This window comes from Pseudomonas sp. NFACC37-1, assembly GCF_900101575.1.
GTDB lineage: Bacteria > Pseudomonadota > Gammaproteobacteria > Pseudomonadales > Pseudomonadaceae > Aquipseudomonas > Aquipseudomonas fluorescens_AA.
This window is the reverse complement of the sequence record NZ_FMUZ01000007.1, coordinates 180,517-196,887: the sequence shown is the minus strand read 5'-3', so window position 1 is coordinate 196,887 and position 16,371 is coordinate 180,517. Positions and strand designations below refer to the sequence as shown.

Below are 16,371 nucleotides of genomic sequence, written 5' to 3'. Positions count from 1 at the left end.
TGATCATTGGTGATGGGTGGGAGCCAGCAACTGCAAAAGCAGTTGCTCGGAATCGTCGAGGTAAAGACCCATGGCTTCGTGAGCCGCAAGCTTGTCGCCCTCGGCCAGCGAATCATGGATGTACCGGTCACGGGCCAACCACGGAGCCTGAAAACACGCCTCATCGGGCGCGGAGCTGAACACCAGGCGCAGTTGTGCAACCACATTGGTGAAAAACTCATCCAGCAACGGACTGCGCATCAAGCCCACGATGTGCTGATGAAAGGCCAGGCCATGGGTGCCGACCGAACGCCAGTCTTCACGCTCCCGAGCCAAATCCGTCGCTTCGAGGGCTTCGAGCATCCGGTCAGATTGATACTCGCGCAGTGGCTGACTGCCCATGATGGCTTGCAGCTCCAGAGTGCGACGGACCTTGAACAGATCTCGCACGTCATCGACACCTAACCTGCGGACCATCACCCCTTTGTTGCGCACGTAACGGGGCAACCCTTCCTGGCCCAGGCGGTGTAAGGCTTCACGGATGGTGTTGCGCGAGGCGTTGTAGGCCGAGACCAGGTTGTTCTCCACCAGCGCGATGCCTGGCAGCAAGCGGCCACCGATGATGTCGGCGCGTAGCTCCAGAGTGATCTGGTCGGCCAAGGAAAGTGTATGGATCATGGAAGAAAGGCCTCGGATTGTTGAACAATCGGTTGGCTGTAGGTAATCATTATTTATGCCAACGGCTGAATGCCTCCAGAATGCGTCCAAAAATGTGCATCCGCCAGACAGCAAAAAGGCCAGTCAATACGACCGGCCTTCTTCACTCACAAAATCAATTCACTTCCAGTTTGTCACGGTTCCTGTCGAGAATCGCCTTGCCAATCCCCTTGACCTCCAACAGCTCCTCCACCGAAGAGAACGGCCCATTATTCTCCCGATACGCAACAATCGCCTCGGCCTTGCCCTTCCCTATTCCTGACAGCTCGCGCTGCAGCGTGGCAGCATCCGCCCCGTTTAAATCCACCTTGGTACTCTGCGTTTTGGCTGGCTGCTCCACTGCTTGCGGCGTAGCGACCACCTCAGGCTTGACCACTGGGGCGGCGATAGCAGCAATCGAGGCGCTGGTGAGAAAGGCAAAAACCAGAGAGTAGAAATAGCCTGTACGCATATAAATGACGCTCCATGACATCGTTAAGAGAGAAGCAGCTTTTCCGAAGCTGCCTCTCAAACTTAGGCGATGAAGATAGCTTGTCAAAAATCAGAATGTTACAGAAAGCGTAAGAAAGGGCGCGAATCCATCGAGGTGACGTCGTGGTCGGCGGCATCCTTATGACCCTGAATATCGGGCTAAAAACTGGAAGCCCCAGGGAAGCGACCTTGGCGGTTGCGCGCATCGTGACCATACGGCAAACTTGCCGCGCTTTTAATTTTTGGGAACGTGATGAGTTTAAAGATATAGGGACTTGACGGTCTGCGTGGCATTTCGGTCCTACTTGTTATTATGTCCCACGCGGTCATCTGGCCTGTCATAGGTAGGGATCACGAACCCTGCCTTCCTGTCAGTTTTGAGTTCTCATGTAGGTGTCAGCACCTTCTTTGTTCTATCTGGCTTCCTGATAACCTTTTTGCTCATTAAAGAGAAAGAGACTACTGGAAGAGTCGACATCTTTTCCTTTATAAAACGACGTGCCCTACGTATATGCCCACTCTATTATCTGGCTATTTTCTTCCTGATAATCATGGATGTAACGGAAAAAGCCGGAATAACCAATTGCATTTATCCCTACGCATTGACATACACCATAAACTTCGCCCCCAAGGCGTGCGCGTTTTCTGCAATGTCACACTTCTGGTCTCTGTCCGTTGAAGAACATTTTTATTTATTCTGGCCAATAGTTTTTGCTTTTGGCAAACGAACCGCGATCACGACGATTTCGCTGCTGGTCCTCGGCTGCCTTTATTTCGGAACCAGTCTTTATGAACCTACAACGCTCTATTATTTGAGCCGGTGGACTTTTCCGGCAATGTTGCCGATTTTAGTCGGCTGCCTGGTTGCCTTTGTTTGCAACATTGAAAAGGTCAAGAGCATTTTCACAAATACGGCCACATCGGGAATATTACTCATCTCGATATTAGCTGGACTCACTGCACCGGCCTTCATAAAAACGGAAGCTGCCTGGCTTGTCTCGGTAGGCGCCTTAGTTCTATATATCTATCACAATCAGGACTCTCTGCTGGTGAAGCTACTTGAACTCAAACCTTTAGCAGCCGTTGGAGTCATCAGCTACGGCTTGTATGTATGGCAAGGCATTTTTACAGGTAACGGCCCATATCGAACAAAACATGTTTTTCCGCCCAGCGTGGACATCGGCTTATGGCTAACTTTTGTAGTCGCCCCATTAAGTTATATATTCTTTGAAAAGCCGCTATTGAAGCTAAAGAAAAAATATTCCTGGCAAGAGAAAAAGTCAAAGGACGATGAAGCTTTCAACCTGGAGAACTTAACTGTCGCAAGAAAGCTGGATTAACAATTAGCTTAAGATGCCCAGGGTCTGATACCAGGCCCTGGGCATACACACTTCGTCAAGGCTCAAGACGACGTTGTTGATAGATCCAGTCGACAATTTCCCCGTCAGGGGCGTACCCACTGACCGTGTCCCGCAGCAACTGACGGACTCTCGAGTAGTCATCATGCTCGATGGCGGTCAGCAGTTCAGCCAACCTCGCCTTAAGCACATCCCACGGCAGATGATCTTCGTTGGCACTCATGATCATCGGATGGGAGGTTGCGACAACGTTGTCGCCGATCAGCAACTCCTCGTAGAGCTTCTCGCCAGGACGCAACCCTGTGAACTCGATTGAAATATCGCCTTGAGGGTTTTTCTCCGAACGCACACTCAAGCCAGATAAGTGAATCATTTTTTCCGCCAGCTCGACAATCTTCACCGGCTCGCCCATATCCAGCACAAACACATCCCCACCCAGCCCCATAGAGCCCGCTTGAATGACCAGTTGAGCGGCCTCAGGGATCGTCATGAAATAACGTGTGATCTTCGGATGGGTAACGGTTAATGGTCCACCTGATTTGATCTGTTTATGAAACAGTGGAATAACCGAACCGGATGACCCCAGTACATTACCGAAACGGACCATCGTAAAACGGGTTTTGTTGACACGTGATACGTTGGCGTTGTCGCCAAACAGCACAGGCGCCAATTCACGGCTAAGGGCTTGCAAGGTCAGTTCGGCAAGGCGCTTGGTACTGCCCATCACATTGGTTGGACGTACGGCCTTATCCGTCGAAATCAATACAAAATTCGATACACCTGCCTGAAGCGCGGCTTGCGCAGTATTCAGCGTGCCGATCACATTGTTCAAAACGCCTTCGGCAATATTATGCTCCACCATCGGCACATGTTTATAAGCGGCTGCGTGATAGACCGTATCGACATTCCATGTCTTCATCACGTCCAGCAACTTGTCCTGATCCCGCACCGATCCGAGGATAGGTAATAATCGAACCGACAGTGACTCACGAGCAATTCGAGGCTCCAGTTCGGACAAAATGCTATAGAGATTGAATTCGCTATGTTCGAATAACAGCAGCGTGGTTGGCTTGAGAGCAAGGATTTGCCGACAAAGCTCGGAGCCGATCGAACCACCCGCCCCTGTCACTAAAACCGACTGTCCCGCGACGCAATGCTCAAGCAAATCAGCCTGTGCGGGTACTGGATCACGCCCAAGGAGATCCGCGATATCGACTTCCTGGATGTCGTCGACTTTGACCCGGCCGCTGGCCAGGTCCATGAAGCCGGGGACGCTACGCACATGCAGCGGAAAACCTTCAAGCAACGTCAATATCTCTCGCCGGCGACCTCGCGAGGAGGACGGAACAGCAAGCAAAATCTCTTGCGCACCGGTGGAATCAATCATTTTTTGAATGTGTTTAGGTTGATAGACCTGCAACCCTGCAATGACTCTATCGGCGATGCTACTGTCATCGTCGATGAACGCGACCGGCCGCATCACTCGCCCCATGCGCAATGCAGCAACGAGTTGGTTACCGGCGGCCCCAGCACCATAAATAGCGACCTTGGGCAGGCCATCGTCACGACTGGTAAACGGCACATGCTGGGCTGCGGTAAACCAATCCCCGAGAAAATACTGCCGCATCACCAGACGCAGCCCGCCAATCATGATCAGGCTCAACCACCAGTAGTTAAAAATGATAGAGCGTGGCACTACGGTCTTATGATTGCTGTACCAATACACCACAAGAGCCAGCAGCAAGGCCGAAAGGCTGACAGCCTTGCAAATGGTAATCAGCGCATCGTTACCGAAATAACGCATGACGGCGCGATACATGCCAAAACGGATGAAAATCGGGATGGCAATCAGTGGCGCGGAGGCAAAAAGCCAAAGATGTGTTTCGATCGGACTGGCCAAAGCCTCGACCCCCAGCCGCACGACGAACGCCAGCCATAAGGCGACCCAGACCAGAACGACATCAGTGGCCACCTGGATAGCGCGCTTGTGGCGTCTTGGCAGCCCCAGCAGGACGGTTCTCAATTTGTCCATAAACCCTTCACGCACCTCGGCCAGCTCCTAAATCCAATCCATTTTCGATACACGCAGTTACATCTTCGTCCGTTGGACAATCGATAAACGAAAAACGCGAACCCTACAGCGAAATCAGGCTTTCTCAAGCTCACCGGCGTGAAACCTGACCGCCAGCACGAGCAGTGGCACGTAAGCCAATATTAAAGCCAATGCTCCATCCATGTTCCACAACACGACACAAGCTGCCAAAGGCAGCAGCCAGAACAGATTGATTGCCGTCACTACCAGTGTAACGGGCAGGTGGCCGCCATAATGACGGGAAGCGAATTGATAGGCATGGCTGCGATGAGCCTCGTAGACCTTATCTCCACGTAGCAGGCGCCGTAACAATGTAAGGGTTGCATCGACAATAAAGACCCCCAGCAAAATCAGCCAGACCCACAGCAGCTTAGGTGAACTCCAAGCCGCCTGCAGCGACAGCACCCCCAGGATAATGCCAAGAAATCCACTACCCGCATCGCCCATGAAGATACGGGCGGGAGGAAAATTCCAATACAGGAACCCCGCTACAGCCATCGCTAGTACCAGCGGAGCCAAGATCAGGTTTTCAAAACCTCCCAACCAATAGAGCAGGCAGGCTCCAAGACAAGCACAAATAGCCTCGACGCTGGCGATTCCGTCGATCCCGTCCATGAAGTTATAAAGATTAAGCATCCAAACCAGATAAATCGCCGCGAGCACATGCCCTAGCCAGCCCAAATCCAATACGAAACCAAACAGCTCCAATGCAGGCAAGCCACCCAGCCAAAAAAGCGCCCAGATAGCACCGAGGAAATGTCCCAGCAATCTCCAGCGTGCCGCGATGTGGCCATGGTCGTCGAGAAAGCCCAAAAGCGCTATACCTGATCCCGCCCCCAACAAGGCCCAGGTGAATGTCCAACTAAGCCCCCCAAGAAAAGCCAGGATCGGCAACACCGATAGAAATCCTAATACGATCGCCACCCCACCACCGCGAGGGGTTGGAACCGAATGAGAACTTCGTGCGTTCGGAACATCCATCAGGCTTCGCGCCAAAGCGTAACGTCGCAAGCCACCGGTTAAGACCAACGAAACAAAAAACACTACAAACACTACAAAAAAAATTGCCATGAATTCAAACTCGACCTTTTTTTGATGAAAGGGTCATATAATCCGCGCCGGCCTTGGATAACGCTTCAGTTGTTCCAAGCGGTGGGGTCCAGCCAAGCAGCTGATGCGCCTTGCGGGAATCGATAACCAAAGAACCAAACAATTGGGAAAACATATTCTCTCGCCCTAATAGCTTCGCCGCCACACGAATGACTCCAACGGGTACATAAATCAAGCGAGGTTTACGCCCCATACCATTGGCAATGGTACGCACAATATCTACAGTAGAGACATCCGTTCCATCGGAAATCAAAAATAGCTCCCCGGCCGCAGCAGGATGCTTAATACAATGCACGATAAAGTCAATAAGATTATCCAGCGCTATCATGCTACGTTGATTATTGGCTGCCAAGAAGGGAAGTGGCATACCGAGTCGAACAATCTTTAGCAAGCGGTGAAAGTTTCCAGGAGCACTCCCGCCATAGACCAAGGGTGGGCGGATAATAACCAGCTCCATGGAGGAATCTTTGACCAGCGCTTTTAACGCCTCTTCAGCTTCAAATTTTGAAAGCGCATACGGCGTACTTGGGTTATTGCCACTCAACTCTGAAACCTTTGAATTCTTTGTCTCAGTGGCGCTGACACCAATTGAACTGATAAAAACAAACCTCTTGACCCCCCCCCGCATTGCCTCTCTGGCTAAGCGAAGAGTCGCGTTCACATTCGCACGCCTGAACGCCGAAAGAGGATCCTCTTCCTTGTCATTCAGAATATGTGCCCTTCCCGCAAGATGTACGATTGTCTCGACACCAAGGCATACCCCGTCCAAAGGGTCATTTTCAAGATCCAGGCAAACATAGTCAAAATCTTGTGACGGAGTCATGGAGCTACGACCTATGCCCTTTACGGCGTAGCCTCGCTCCTTCAGAACCTTACAAAGCAAACTACCTATATAACCTGACGCCCCGGTAACCAACTGCATGCAATGCACCTTAATCAATTTTCCAGAATCCGCCGAGCCAGAGACGTATACTCAAAATTAGCCTCAAGGAAAAGGCGACCTTTCGCGCCCATCTCACGCAAAACAGTCCCATCAAGTAACAACATTTCCTGGAACGTATGTGCAAGCTGCTCAGGTTGATCGGGAACCACGGACATGCCGCAACCAGCCTCTTTTATTGGATCATTAAAGGCATTATAAGAAGCAATGACAGGGACCCCGGCAGCCATGTAATCATATAGTTTGTTTAAACTCACACCGAATCTGTAAATAGGCAGGTCATGCATAACAAAAAACCCGGCATCGACAACACGAAGAGCTTGCTGGATCTCTGCTTTATCGACCTGCGGGTAAAAAAGAACAAAGTCGTAACCGAGTTTACGACAGCGAGCATTAAGCTCAGCGCTTTGCTCCCCCTTACCAACGATGATAAATTTTACTGACACCCCCTCTGGAACCTCAAAAAAATGCAGCGCATCCAAAAACAGGTGCATCGCATTGGGTTCCCCCAAGGCGCCGGCGTAAAAAAACAAAAAATCGCCTTGCGATTTAAATCTCGTCAGGTCATCTAATAAATTAGAGCCCTGAGACTCACCGCTTGCATTTACATCATTAAGCGAAAAACCATTAGGAACGTATCGAAACTTCCCCGGTTTCATTCCCCGTGACACCATGTGCTGTTTGGCACCCGGCAAAAGGGAAATCACAGCATCCGCTGAAAAATATGCGAACCTCTCAATAAGCGACAAAACCACAACGACGGGGTGGAATTTATTGAATCCAGCAATTTCCACCAAACTCAAAGGCCAGATATCCCTAACCTCAAATAGAATCTTCGATCTGAATAATTTTGCACATAGAAAGGCAGCAGGGTAGCCAAAGGGATGTGCAGAAGAATACAAAACCAGATCCGGCCTTTTCTTCAACCCCAAGCGCAGAAGAAAAAAGAATAGAAAAAAGCCGAAACACAACATGGACAAAAATCGCCCCAGGCCATTTCCTTTATATTTAGGAGCTGGAACAAAATTATATGAAACGCCTTCCAGGACCTGGCACCCCGCCTTCCCTGAGTCATCGTCCATCAAATGGTGATAGCCAGGCGTGATTATCTCCACATCATGTCCCTGAGCCTGCCATGCGTTCGCCAGATAAAAGGAGCGCCAATAGCGCCCGACTCCAGGGCCGCCAGCATAAGGGTTGATATACCAAATATTCATTGTGCTTCCCAACACGACCATAAGCGCTTATCTAACTCATGACAGCTCATGAGTGAGAAAGACAATCAGCTATGAATGACGCCGCCTGCCCACCACCGTATAAGTTCTCGTTGTCATGCACGGTGCGATTGATACCATCACGTACTGCAGCAGTAATTAAACCAGAGTCCGCCCCGCACAACACATTCGCCCCAGACTCAACGAGCTCTACCCATTCGGTTTGGTCGCGCATGGTTACACAAGGTTTTGAAAAGAAAAAAGCCTCCTTCTGGACACCACCGCTATCAGTTAATACCAAACCACAGCGTTGAAGGAGCCAGATCATCTCCAGGTACCCGACTGGATCAATCAGATTGACTTCCAATGCGAGACCTGTCTTTTCGATCATGTTCCGGGTACGAGGATGCAAAGGTAATACAACCGGTGCCACTGTATTATGAATAGTATTCAGTGCATCAACGATAGACTTCAACCTAACAGGGTCATCGGTATTTTCCGCTCTATGCAGTGTTGCCAGGACAAAACCGTCGGAAAGATTGAAACCCTCCGGCTTAGATGCACGACGAGCAAAGAACATAGCGCTGTCCTGCATGACATCGCCCGAATTCCATATTTTTACAGGCTTTTCCGAAAAGCCTTCCTTAGCCAGATTATTAATCGCAGTTTGCGTAGGGCAAAAGAGAAGATCACTCATCTGATCAGTCAAAATACGATTGATCTCCTCGGGCATGCGCATGTTAAAACTCCTCAGGCCGGCTTCAATATGGGCCACCGGAATATGAAGCTTGGCCGCTGCCAAAGCACCCGCCAGGGTTGAGTTCGTATCACCGTAAACCAGCACCCGATCCGGCTTCTCCTGAATCATGACCCGCTCAATTTCCATCAGCATTCGGCCAGTCATTTCACCATGCGAACCGCCATGGATATCTAATTGAAAATCCGGTCTAGGAATACCCAGTTGATCAAAAAAAATCTCCGACATATTGGCATCAAAATGCTGCCCGGTATGGATGATTTTTTCGGATAATCCGACCTGCTCAATAATTGCCTTGGATACAACGCTGGCCTTGATAAACTGAGGTCGAGCACCAATAATCGTGAGTAGTTTCATAATATTATTATCCCTTGGCCAAGCCGGCGTAGAATTTCAGTAATCGACGCCCTTCAACGTCCCAGTTATAGCGCTCAGTGACGGCCTTCTGACCGTTACGCCCCATCTGCTCGGCACGTTCAGGGTTCTCTATTATAAAATCGATCGCGTCGGCAATAGACTGCGGATTCAGCGGGTCTACACAAACCCCACAGTCATTTCCTTCAATAATTTCACGCCACAGGGGAAAATTAGAAGCAATAACTGGGATTCCCGAAGACATATACTCGAACATCTTATTGGGTTGGGCATCGACATGATTGGGCAGCGGATAAAAAGTTACCAAACCTGCAGCCGACCGCCCCAAAATATCACGCACCTCGGAACGACCCAACTGGCCACATTGATTAACGGAAGACCATCCATTTTTTTTCTTAACATCAACCTCAACACCGGGCTCAGAAAAATTACCCACCAGATTCAGCCGCGAACCCGTATGAACAAGCCCCATCGCCTCAACAACTTCGCGAATACCTCGGATCGAGGTGATCCCGCCCACATAGCAAACTTCTTGTTTTTTTTCGCCCCATGCGACATCAGCAGCAAGCTCGCCCACCAAGGGAAAGTTATTAATATCTACAACATTCGCATTGATAGACAAAAACTTATCTCGTATATATGGCGTCGCGGTCAAAATGCCATCCATCTTACGACAGGCGAAACGTTCATAAACGGAAAACAGGAAAGAAATAACTCTGCGCGAGACCGGGCGCAAATAGGGCTTACTTAATATTTGCTTAGGAACATCCTCATGGGAGTCAAAAATTACAATTTTCCCAAGCTTCTTTAATTTCAGCCCGACTGGAATCAATTCAGGATCGTGCAAATGATAAATATCGGCCTGAAGAGAGGCAGCTTTTTTGTAAACCATCTTGGTAGTTTTGAACATTCGATTCAAGCGTCCACGCAAGAATCCCACATCCACAATATTGACTCCATCAGCCTTTTCGTCGCCCTTACCATCAGCGACTACTAACGAAACGTCATAACCATGCGCAGCCAATGTCTTGCATTCTTTCTGAAAAATGCGAATATCGAAACGAGTATGAGCTGAAGTTACATGTGCCACTTTCAAAAAGGCGTCTCCATTACTATATCTTTAAGAATAAACGCTGAGACGCCGTCCCAGAAGCTTCTGTAGGAAGACTTGAGACTTTTTGGCAACCGCCTGCAACTTATCCCAACTCTTAAAGTCAGAGTAATCATGGATTGGGGCTTGCATTAACTCATCGAACTGTTGCCGGTTGACTCGCATTTTTTTACAGAAATAATCAATATCATTCTCTAGTTCATCTGCGGCATATAAAGGCTCCGCAAGCTTAACAATCGCCTCCTCACGCGACATCTGCCCAGAAAGAATCATGCTGGAATAGTGCAGCTTACGCTTGTCATAGCCAAACTTGGTAGGGAGATAGTAGTTCTGAAACAGCTTGGTGAAGATGGACTCACCATGCTTGCGAGCATATGACCTATACCCCACTGTTTCCTGAAGGTACTTTTCCGCTTCGCGCTTATCATATTCCATAAAGTTCAGCGGTCTTACAGTTCGCATTCCTTTAGCAAAAGGATACCAAAAATAATACTCAAAAAAGCTAATAGTCTTATAATCACGCAAAGGCTTTGAACCGTACGTTCTATGAATGTCTTTTAGGTTAATAGCATCCATCGCACTTCCATGCCAAGAATCTGGAAATACTGCCTCGGTTGCAAGATTCCCACCGCTCAGAATGTATTTGATATCATTCTTCACCGCAAAGTGATACATGCTCGAAAAAAACGCATGATCTTGAGGAACGTCTTGATTGGCTACTGCAGCCTTCATATAAGAAAGCTGCAAGTCACGCATCTCCTCCCAGTTCATCACGTGGGTATGAAGATCGTATCCGCAATGTTTGATAATTTTCTCAATGTTACTAACCGCAAGCTCGCTGTTCCAACCTGCATCGACGTGCACGACTAATGGACGCAGTCCGAAATCCTTGATCTTTACAGCCAAATAAGAGCTGTCAACCCCGCCACTCAAACCGATAATGCAATCGTATTCTTTACCAGCCCCTTCCTTCTTTATCTTGTCCACAATGTTTTGCAGCCGGGTCTTTCCGTCGACCCCGCTAAACAATTGAAGAGACTGTACCTCATCAAATCTATGACAATGATTGCAAACGCCATGCTCGTCAAACTTGATATTCGCGTCAGTCTCATCCATCACACAGCGTGAACATACTTTATACACAGTCTTCCCTCTCGAATTCATTACAACTACTTTTCGCTTTCAAATCAATAATGACGGTACTAGCAGGCTCTAGATACTCATCAAGATTCAAGAAAAGCAATTTATTTACTTCCGGACATGGACTGATTAAGGTCCGGATAACTTATCAAAACCGCTTTGTGCTTTCCGTGAAAAACAAAAAAACTTCCCGCTGCGACCGCCGACACGCCCGCTTTTTCAAAGGGTTCGTTAAGATCAGCTATTGAACCCGCCCCACCACATGCGACGACAGGTATATGAACCCCAGCAACAACCGACTTGATGAGCGGTATGTCAAACCCTTGCATAGTTCCATCGCGGTCTATGGAGTTCAGGAATATTTCCCCGGCTCCGGCATCCTCGACCCTCTTTGCCCACTCGACTGGTGAAACTTTTGTATCTTTCGTACCTGATTGAGAATAGACCGAATAGCGACCCAGTAAACTTTTCTTACAATCGATAGAACAGACGACGCTTTGAGAACCGAATTGATCAGCTATTTTTCGAAGAAGCTCGACATCTGCCAAAGCTGCGGTATTCAGGGCTATTTTTTCAACGCCCAAAGCAAAAACACGTTGTGCGTGCTCAAGCGTACGAATACCACCACCATAACAAATAGGCATGAAACATTCGCCGGCCACTTCCGCTAACAGCTCATAGTCAGGTTCACGACCTAATATAGACGCTTCTATATCCAGTAGAACCAGCTCATCAACTTCTTTTTCATTGAAAATACGAATAGCATTAACAGGGTCGCCCACATATTTCGGAGACTTAAACTTCACCGTTTTAACCAGTCCCCTGTCCTTTAACAGCAAACATGGAATTACGCGCTTTCTCTGCATCAGATTAACTCGACGAAATTCTTGAAAAGCTGCATGCCGAAGCGATGACTCTTTTCAGGATGGAACTGAAAACCGAAAATATTATCTTTGGCGACCGCAGCCGTAAATTTTTGCCCATAATCAGCCGTCAGAAGCGTGTCGTGCTCATTGTCAGGACACATGTAATAGCCATGAACAAAATAATAGCGACTTTCCTCTGTCAGACCTCGAACCAATGGATGCTCATAATTACAGGAGACATGGCTCCAACCCATGTGAGGCACTTTTCGTTCTGGGCGCTTCTCAAAACGCTTGATATCCATATCAATCCAGCCTAGCCCTGGCTCGACACCCTCCTCAGAACGACGCCCCAGCATCTGCGACCCCAAGCATACTCCCATCACAGGTTTACGAGCGACAAGCACCTGTTGATTAAGTACATCTATGAGACCGCTCTCACGCAGGGTTTTCATTCCGGCATCAAACGCACCAACACCGGGCAAAATCAGCTTTTCTGCGTTTACAATATCGTCGACGAGGTTCGAGGACTTGGCCTTCGCCCCAACTCGCTTCAACATATTCAGCACCGAGGCTATATTCCCCACGCCATAATCGACCACTACAATCATGAGGAAACTCCCTTAGCACAACGATATGACATCGCAAAATAAATAACATACATTATGGCATAGCTTGCCGAGTACCACCACAGGGCCTCCGTCACCTCCCTCGCGAGCAGAAAGCATGCCGCCGTGATGACCAGTAACCCCAGTTGCCAAATCAGATCCAATCCTTGTCGTTGGGCAATATAGATAGTGTAACTAAGGGGGCTCACGATAAAACGCATATAAAACATGGGAATAAGTAAAATTGCATATTTCCCTGACTCAATCCATTCTGTACCAAATACAAACATGAACGCCCACTCACCCAGCCACCAAAACAAAAGAAATGGCGGAAAGGCTAATAGGGAGAGGACAATGAAAGTACGCAAGAAAACGGAACGGCAAGAGCCCGTAACCCTGTAATCCCGAGCAGCTTGCTCTTTGAACACATCCAGGACTGAAGTAGCAAGCAGAGTAATGGGTGCCCCCATCATTTTTATTGTTAGTGCGAACCAACCTGCAGCCTCCGCGCCAAATCGGGAGGCTATCAAGATGACAGGTAATTGGCTGGCAATGGTGTTGATCAGATCAGCGGGCAGCGAGAACTTTGGAAAGTCCCTGTATCTGTACGCGACGCTTCTTACAGAACCAATACTTTCGCTAAAACATGCTTTTAGCCAAGAGCGATCAAACCAAAAAAATACTAACAGCGTAGCCAATAGCACACCAACCGCTTGGCCGTAGATTAGGCCGCTGACTCCCAACGCGAAATAACCAGCCACCACCTGTGCCACCGCGACAGCGCCCGCCAGAGCAATTCTGGCAACGCCAAGTTTGTTAAAGGCTTGTTGAAAAGCCAATAACGAAAGGAGTCCTTTATTAGCCCCCATCCCAAAGACAACAAAAGCCAAGACAAGGGAGTAACTTTTGACTATCGGCGGAATTCCCTCAACAAACGAACTCACAACTGCGATTAAAAACGTAGCTAAAATCGACAGTGCAACGGTTATCAGCAAGACCAGTTTAATGATCGATTTTGAATCATCATTCGTATCACCGCTGAACAACGCCAACTCATAACGCCCCGTGACCAAAACAGCCATTATCGTAGCGAATGAAAGCCAAACGTTAAACGAGCCCAATTCTTCTGGAGAGTACAGCCTTACCAGAAGCAGCATCACACCCAACGATATCAACTGGGCCCCTAGAGTCCCGACGAGCACACTTCTTACTCGAGAAAAGAATTGACTCTTCAAGCTATACTCCTAGTCCTGCTCTTGGACTCCCTAGAGAAAGCCATCAACATTAGAAGCAACAGCATGAAGAAAATACCAGAACCTAACAAAACCGTTGGCAACGATTGCTCAACAATTTTAGTTACGAAGAGCAATGCAACGGGCATCGCAATAAACATGGAGCGCTTCATGTAAAGAAGATTCAACAGCATAACAATCACAGCAACAATAAAAGCTTCGATTATTACTGCCGTGTATCCAAGCCTCAGATAGGCCACCGCAAAAAAATTCACGTTGGCATTAGTTTCCGAATTATTATAAATATACTCACCAATTCGAAACGTGATCGATTCACTTTTGCTAAAACCTGACAAAAGACCTATCGCTGTATCGCTATAATTATTAATCCCGTACGAGTCGTAAAACAGCTCCGCAGCCCCCAACATTGTGGCCGGCACAGTATAGGCTCGTCTAATCAGATAGTCATTTAGGTAAGAATAGCCCATAAGCTCGAACTCAAGAAAACCTGCAAGCAACAAGCCTATTGCACCAAACAGCAACCAAGAGACATTGACCCTCCCATAATATCTAAAATAGGTCATCAGAACATAAACCAAAAACAAAACAACAAAGGGATATTTCTGTCCAAAGGCTCCCCACAGGATCAAAACGTTAAAAACCCCAAGCCAAAAGAAGAAATTAGATTTTTTATAGACTCCCCAAGCAAATAAAACAGGAAAAAATGCCTGCGTCCCTATCGACGCAATATATCCATCTATAGATCCTGCTGAAAAAACGTCGCGCGCGATAGCACGTCGAAGGTATTGACCAGAAAAGTCGAGAGAAAAAAACGACATACTTTTGAGCAGAATAAACACCAAAACCAATATATTAACGACTGAAACAATAAACAGATATCTTTCACCACTGCTGGATTGACCGCTGTCACGACGAAATTTAATCTTATTAATAAGTGAGACAAGAACAACACCCATCAGCACTGACAAACACAGCCCAGAAAATGGGCTGGCCTCTGGGTAAAATGCGTTCGCCCCGTTCAAAACAAGCGCATGAGGCACGATAACCAAAAACAGCAAGGCTACGACGATATCCCCAGGCTTACTTATACTTGAACCGCATAAAAGAGAACTGCCCACAGCTAAAAACAACAAGTAAACGATCTGGAGGCCATCCATGCTTTTCTGGGAGGCCCCCATATAGTCATACAGCAAGTACAGATAATTATTATTCATCCACAACAACAGGACAAAATAGACAAAAAAGTACAAAGCATTCAAAAAAGTTGCTTTATCAACTTTTAAAGAAATGTACATAGCTTAACCAGCCACCGCAGCACAAATAATTGCCACAGCCTCGTCATCCAGATACGGATGCATTGGCAAACTCATGACCTGTTCTGCGACGCGATCTCCCGTAGGTAAATGGGCGTTTGCATCGGCTACAGCGGGCTGCTTGTTCAACGGGATGGGATAATGAACTGCCGTCGGAATGCCCTGCTTCTTTAACTTATCTTGTAACTGGTCACGCTTGTCAACAAGAATTGTATATTGAGCATAGGCACTGGTGTTCCATTCTTCCACATAAGGGATTGTCTTTACCCCCAAGGCCTCGAGTGACTCACCGTACAACTTTGCAACACGCTGACGTTGCTCAAGCTCCTCTTCAAAGATTTCAAGTTTGGGCAGGAGAATTGCCGCTTGCAGCGTATCCAGGCGACTATTAACTCCCACGCGCACATGGTGATAGCGGCGGTCCTGCCCGTGCCTGGCGATTTGACGCAGTACTTTGGCCAATTCGTCATCATTGGTAAAAATCGCGCCACCATCCCCATAGCATCCCAGCGGTTTGCTTGGAAAGAAGCTAGTACACGCTATTGTGGTGAGGTTGCAGGAGCGTTTCCCTTTGTAGGTAGCGCCAAAGCTTTGTGCTGCGTCTTCGATTACTGGGATCGAGTATTTAACGGCAATCGCATTAATCGCATCGTAGTCTGCACATTGCCCGTATAGAGAAACCGGAATGATAGCTTTCGTACGCGGGGTAATTGCTGCTTCCAGCTTTTGCGGATCAAGATTATATGTGCGTGGATCAATATCCACATACACCGGTTTTGCGCCGAGTAAGGCAACTGTCTCGGCGGTCGCAATATAGGTGAAACCAGGTGTTATAACTTCGTCACCCGGGCCAATTCCCAGCGCCATTTGAGCGATTTGCAAGGCGTCTGTACCATTGGCGCAAGTTATGCAGTGTTTAGCGCCAACAAACTGAGCAAGTTTTTCCTCGAGCTCCGCTACCTCTGGGCCGAGAATGTACTGGCCGTGGCTCAAGACGCGCTGGATGCCGGCATCGATCTTGTCCTTGATACGTGCTTGCTGGCTTTTCAGGTCAATGAATTCAATCATGC

At 48.2% G+C, this 16,371-nt stretch carries 15 protein-coding genes; 1 reads left to right on the top strand and 14 read right to left on the bottom strand.

From position 1 onward, the window contains the following. Nucleotides 1-3 precede the first annotated feature (3 nt). Both BLP82_RS11445 and BLP82_RS11440 read right to left on the bottom strand, forming a co-directional pair. A complete protein-coding gene (locus tag BLP82_RS11445; RefSeq protein ID WP_092167563.1) occupies nt 4-657 on the bottom strand; it encodes a GntR family transcriptional regulator in 654 nt (217 codons plus the stop codon). A 154-nt stretch (nt 658-811) separates the two neighbouring features. Beyond that, entirely contained in the window at nt 812-1,147 is a 336-nt protein-coding gene (locus BLP82_RS11440; RefSeq protein ID WP_063322342.1) for a ComEA family DNA-binding protein, read from the bottom strand. A 397-nt stretch (nt 1,148-1,544) separates the two neighbouring features. On the opposite strand from BLP82_RS11440, the gene BLP82_RS11435 reads away from it, so the two are divergent. Continuing rightward, nucleotides 1,545-2,507 carry an acyltransferase family protein gene (locus BLP82_RS11435; protein WP_170842298.1) on the top strand — a complete coding sequence of 321 codons (963 nt, stop codon included), beginning with the start codon at nt 1,545-1,547 and terminating at the stop codon, nt 2,505-2,507. A gap of 55 nt (nt 2,508-2,562) precedes the next feature. Here BLP82_RS11435 and BLP82_RS11430 read toward each other — a convergent pair whose 3' ends face one another. From BLP82_RS11430 to BLP82_RS11375, 12 genes are all read right to left on the bottom strand, one after another. Then, entirely contained in the window at nt 2,563-4,557 is a 1,995-nt protein-coding gene (locus BLP82_RS11430) for a polysaccharide biosynthesis protein (RefSeq protein ID WP_092167558.1), read from the bottom strand. A gap of 114 nt (nt 4,558-4,671) precedes the next feature. Next, complete coding sequence (locus tag BLP82_RS11425) at nt 4,672-5,688, bottom strand: MraY family glycosyltransferase (protein ID WP_092167556.1); 1,017 nt, start codon at nt 5,686-5,688, stop codon at nt 4,672-4,674. Between the two features lie 4 nt (nt 5,689-5,692). Then, entirely contained in the window at nt 5,693-6,649 is a 957-nt protein-coding gene (locus BLP82_RS11420; RefSeq protein ID WP_092167553.1) for an NAD-dependent epimerase/dehydratase family protein, read from the bottom strand. A gap of 14 nt (nt 6,650-6,663) precedes the next feature. Continuing rightward, nucleotides 6,664-7,884 carry a glycosyltransferase family 4 protein gene (locus BLP82_RS11415; RefSeq protein ID WP_170842297.1) on the bottom strand — a complete coding sequence of 407 codons (1,221 nt, stop codon included), beginning with the start codon at nt 7,882-7,884 and terminating at the stop codon, nt 6,664-6,666. Nucleotides 7,885-7,930: 46 nt separating this feature from the next. Continuing rightward, the gene (gene wecB / locus BLP82_RS11410; RefSeq protein ID WP_092167548.1) at nt 7,931-8,995 is read right to left on the bottom strand and encodes a non-hydrolyzing UDP-N-acetylglucosamine 2-epimerase; all 1,065 of its coding nucleotides are present in this window, start codon (nt 8,993-8,995) and stop codon (nt 7,931-7,933) included. A gap of 7 nt (nt 8,996-9,002) precedes the next feature. Beyond that, entirely contained in the window at nt 9,003-10,103 is a 1,101-nt protein-coding gene (locus BLP82_RS11405; protein WP_371914133.1) for a glycosyltransferase family 4 protein, read from the bottom strand. A 30-nt stretch (nt 10,104-10,133) separates the two neighbouring features. Continuing rightward, nucleotides 10,134-11,267 carry an N-acetyl sugar amidotransferase gene (locus BLP82_RS11400; protein ID WP_092167612.1) on the bottom strand — a complete coding sequence of 378 codons (1,134 nt, stop codon included), beginning with the start codon at nt 11,265-11,267 and terminating at the stop codon, nt 10,134-10,136. A gap of 101 nt (nt 11,268-11,368) precedes the next feature. Next, nucleotides 11,369-12,130: an AglZ/HisF2 family acetamidino modification protein gene (locus BLP82_RS11395; RefSeq protein WP_060738580.1), complete on the bottom strand. Its 762-nt coding sequence runs from the start codon at nt 12,128-12,130 to the stop codon at nt 11,369-11,371. Then, on the bottom strand, nt 12,130-12,738 hold the full coding sequence (gene hisH, locus BLP82_RS11390; protein WP_092167544.1) for an imidazole glycerol phosphate synthase subunit HisH: 609 nt from the start codon (nt 12,736-12,738) through the stop codon (nt 12,130-12,132). Before hisH ends, BLP82_RS11395 begins: the two co-directional genes overlap by 1 nt. Then, the gene (locus BLP82_RS11385; RefSeq protein WP_218189414.1) at nt 12,735-13,970 is read right to left on the bottom strand and encodes an oligosaccharide flippase family protein; all 1,236 of its coding nucleotides are present in this window, start codon (nt 13,968-13,970) and stop codon (nt 12,735-12,737) included. The genes hisH and BLP82_RS11385 overlap by 4 nt, the downstream gene beginning before the upstream one ends. Further along, on the bottom strand, nt 13,967-15,283 hold the full coding sequence (locus tag BLP82_RS11380) for a polymerase (protein WP_092167542.1): 1,317 nt from the start codon (nt 15,281-15,283) through the stop codon (nt 13,967-13,969). Before BLP82_RS11380 ends, BLP82_RS11385 begins: the two co-directional genes overlap by 4 nt. Before the next feature lie 3 nt (nt 15,284-15,286). Beyond that, nucleotides 15,287-16,369: a DegT/DnrJ/EryC1/StrS family aminotransferase gene (locus BLP82_RS11375; protein ID WP_092167539.1), complete on the bottom strand. Its 1,083-nt coding sequence runs from the start codon at nt 16,367-16,369 to the stop codon at nt 15,287-15,289. Between the last annotated feature and the right edge of the window lie 2 nt (nt 16,370-16,371).

Bases quoted from the DNA above. Each gene is read 5' to 3' on its own strand.
- BLP82_RS11445 (WP_092167563.1), bottom strand. From the start codon at position 657: ATGATCCATACACTTTCCTTGGCCGACCAGATCACTCTGGAGCTACGC.
- BLP82_RS11440 (WP_063322342.1), bottom strand. From the start codon at position 1,147: ATGCGTACAGGCTATTTCTACTCTCTGGTTTTTGCCTTTCTCACCAGC.
- BLP82_RS11430 (WP_092167558.1), bottom strand. From the start codon at position 4,557: ATGGACAAATTGAGAACCGTCCTGCTGGGGCTGCCAAGACGCCACAAG.
- BLP82_RS11425 (WP_092167556.1), bottom strand. From the start codon at position 5,688: ATGGCAATTTTTTTTGTAGTGTTTGTAGTGTTTTTTGTTTCGTTGGTC.
- BLP82_RS11420 (WP_092167553.1), bottom strand. From the start codon at position 6,649: ATGCAGTTGGTTACCGGGGCGTCAGGTTATATAGGTAGTTTGCTTTGT.
- BLP82_RS11415 (WP_170842297.1), bottom strand. From the start codon at position 7,884: ATGAATATTTGGTATATCAACCCTTATGCTGGCGGCCCTGGAGTCGGG.
- wecB (WP_092167548.1), bottom strand. From the start codon at position 8,995: ATGAAACTACTCACGATTATTGGTGCTCGACCTCAGTTTATCAAGGCC.
- BLP82_RS11395 (WP_060738580.1), bottom strand. From the start codon at position 12,130: ATGCAGAGAAAGCGCGTAATTCCATGTTTGCTGTTAAAGGACAGGGGA.
- hisH (WP_092167544.1), bottom strand. From the start codon at position 12,738: ATGATTGTAGTGGTCGATTATGGCGTGGGGAATATAGCCTCGGTGCTG.
- BLP82_RS11380 (WP_092167542.1), bottom strand. From the start codon at position 15,283: ATGTACATTTCTTTAAAAGTTGATAAAGCAACTTTTTTGAATGCTTTG.
- BLP82_RS11375 (WP_092167539.1), bottom strand. From the start codon at position 16,369: ATGATTGAATTCATTGACCTGAAAAGCCAGCAAGCACGTATCAAGGAC.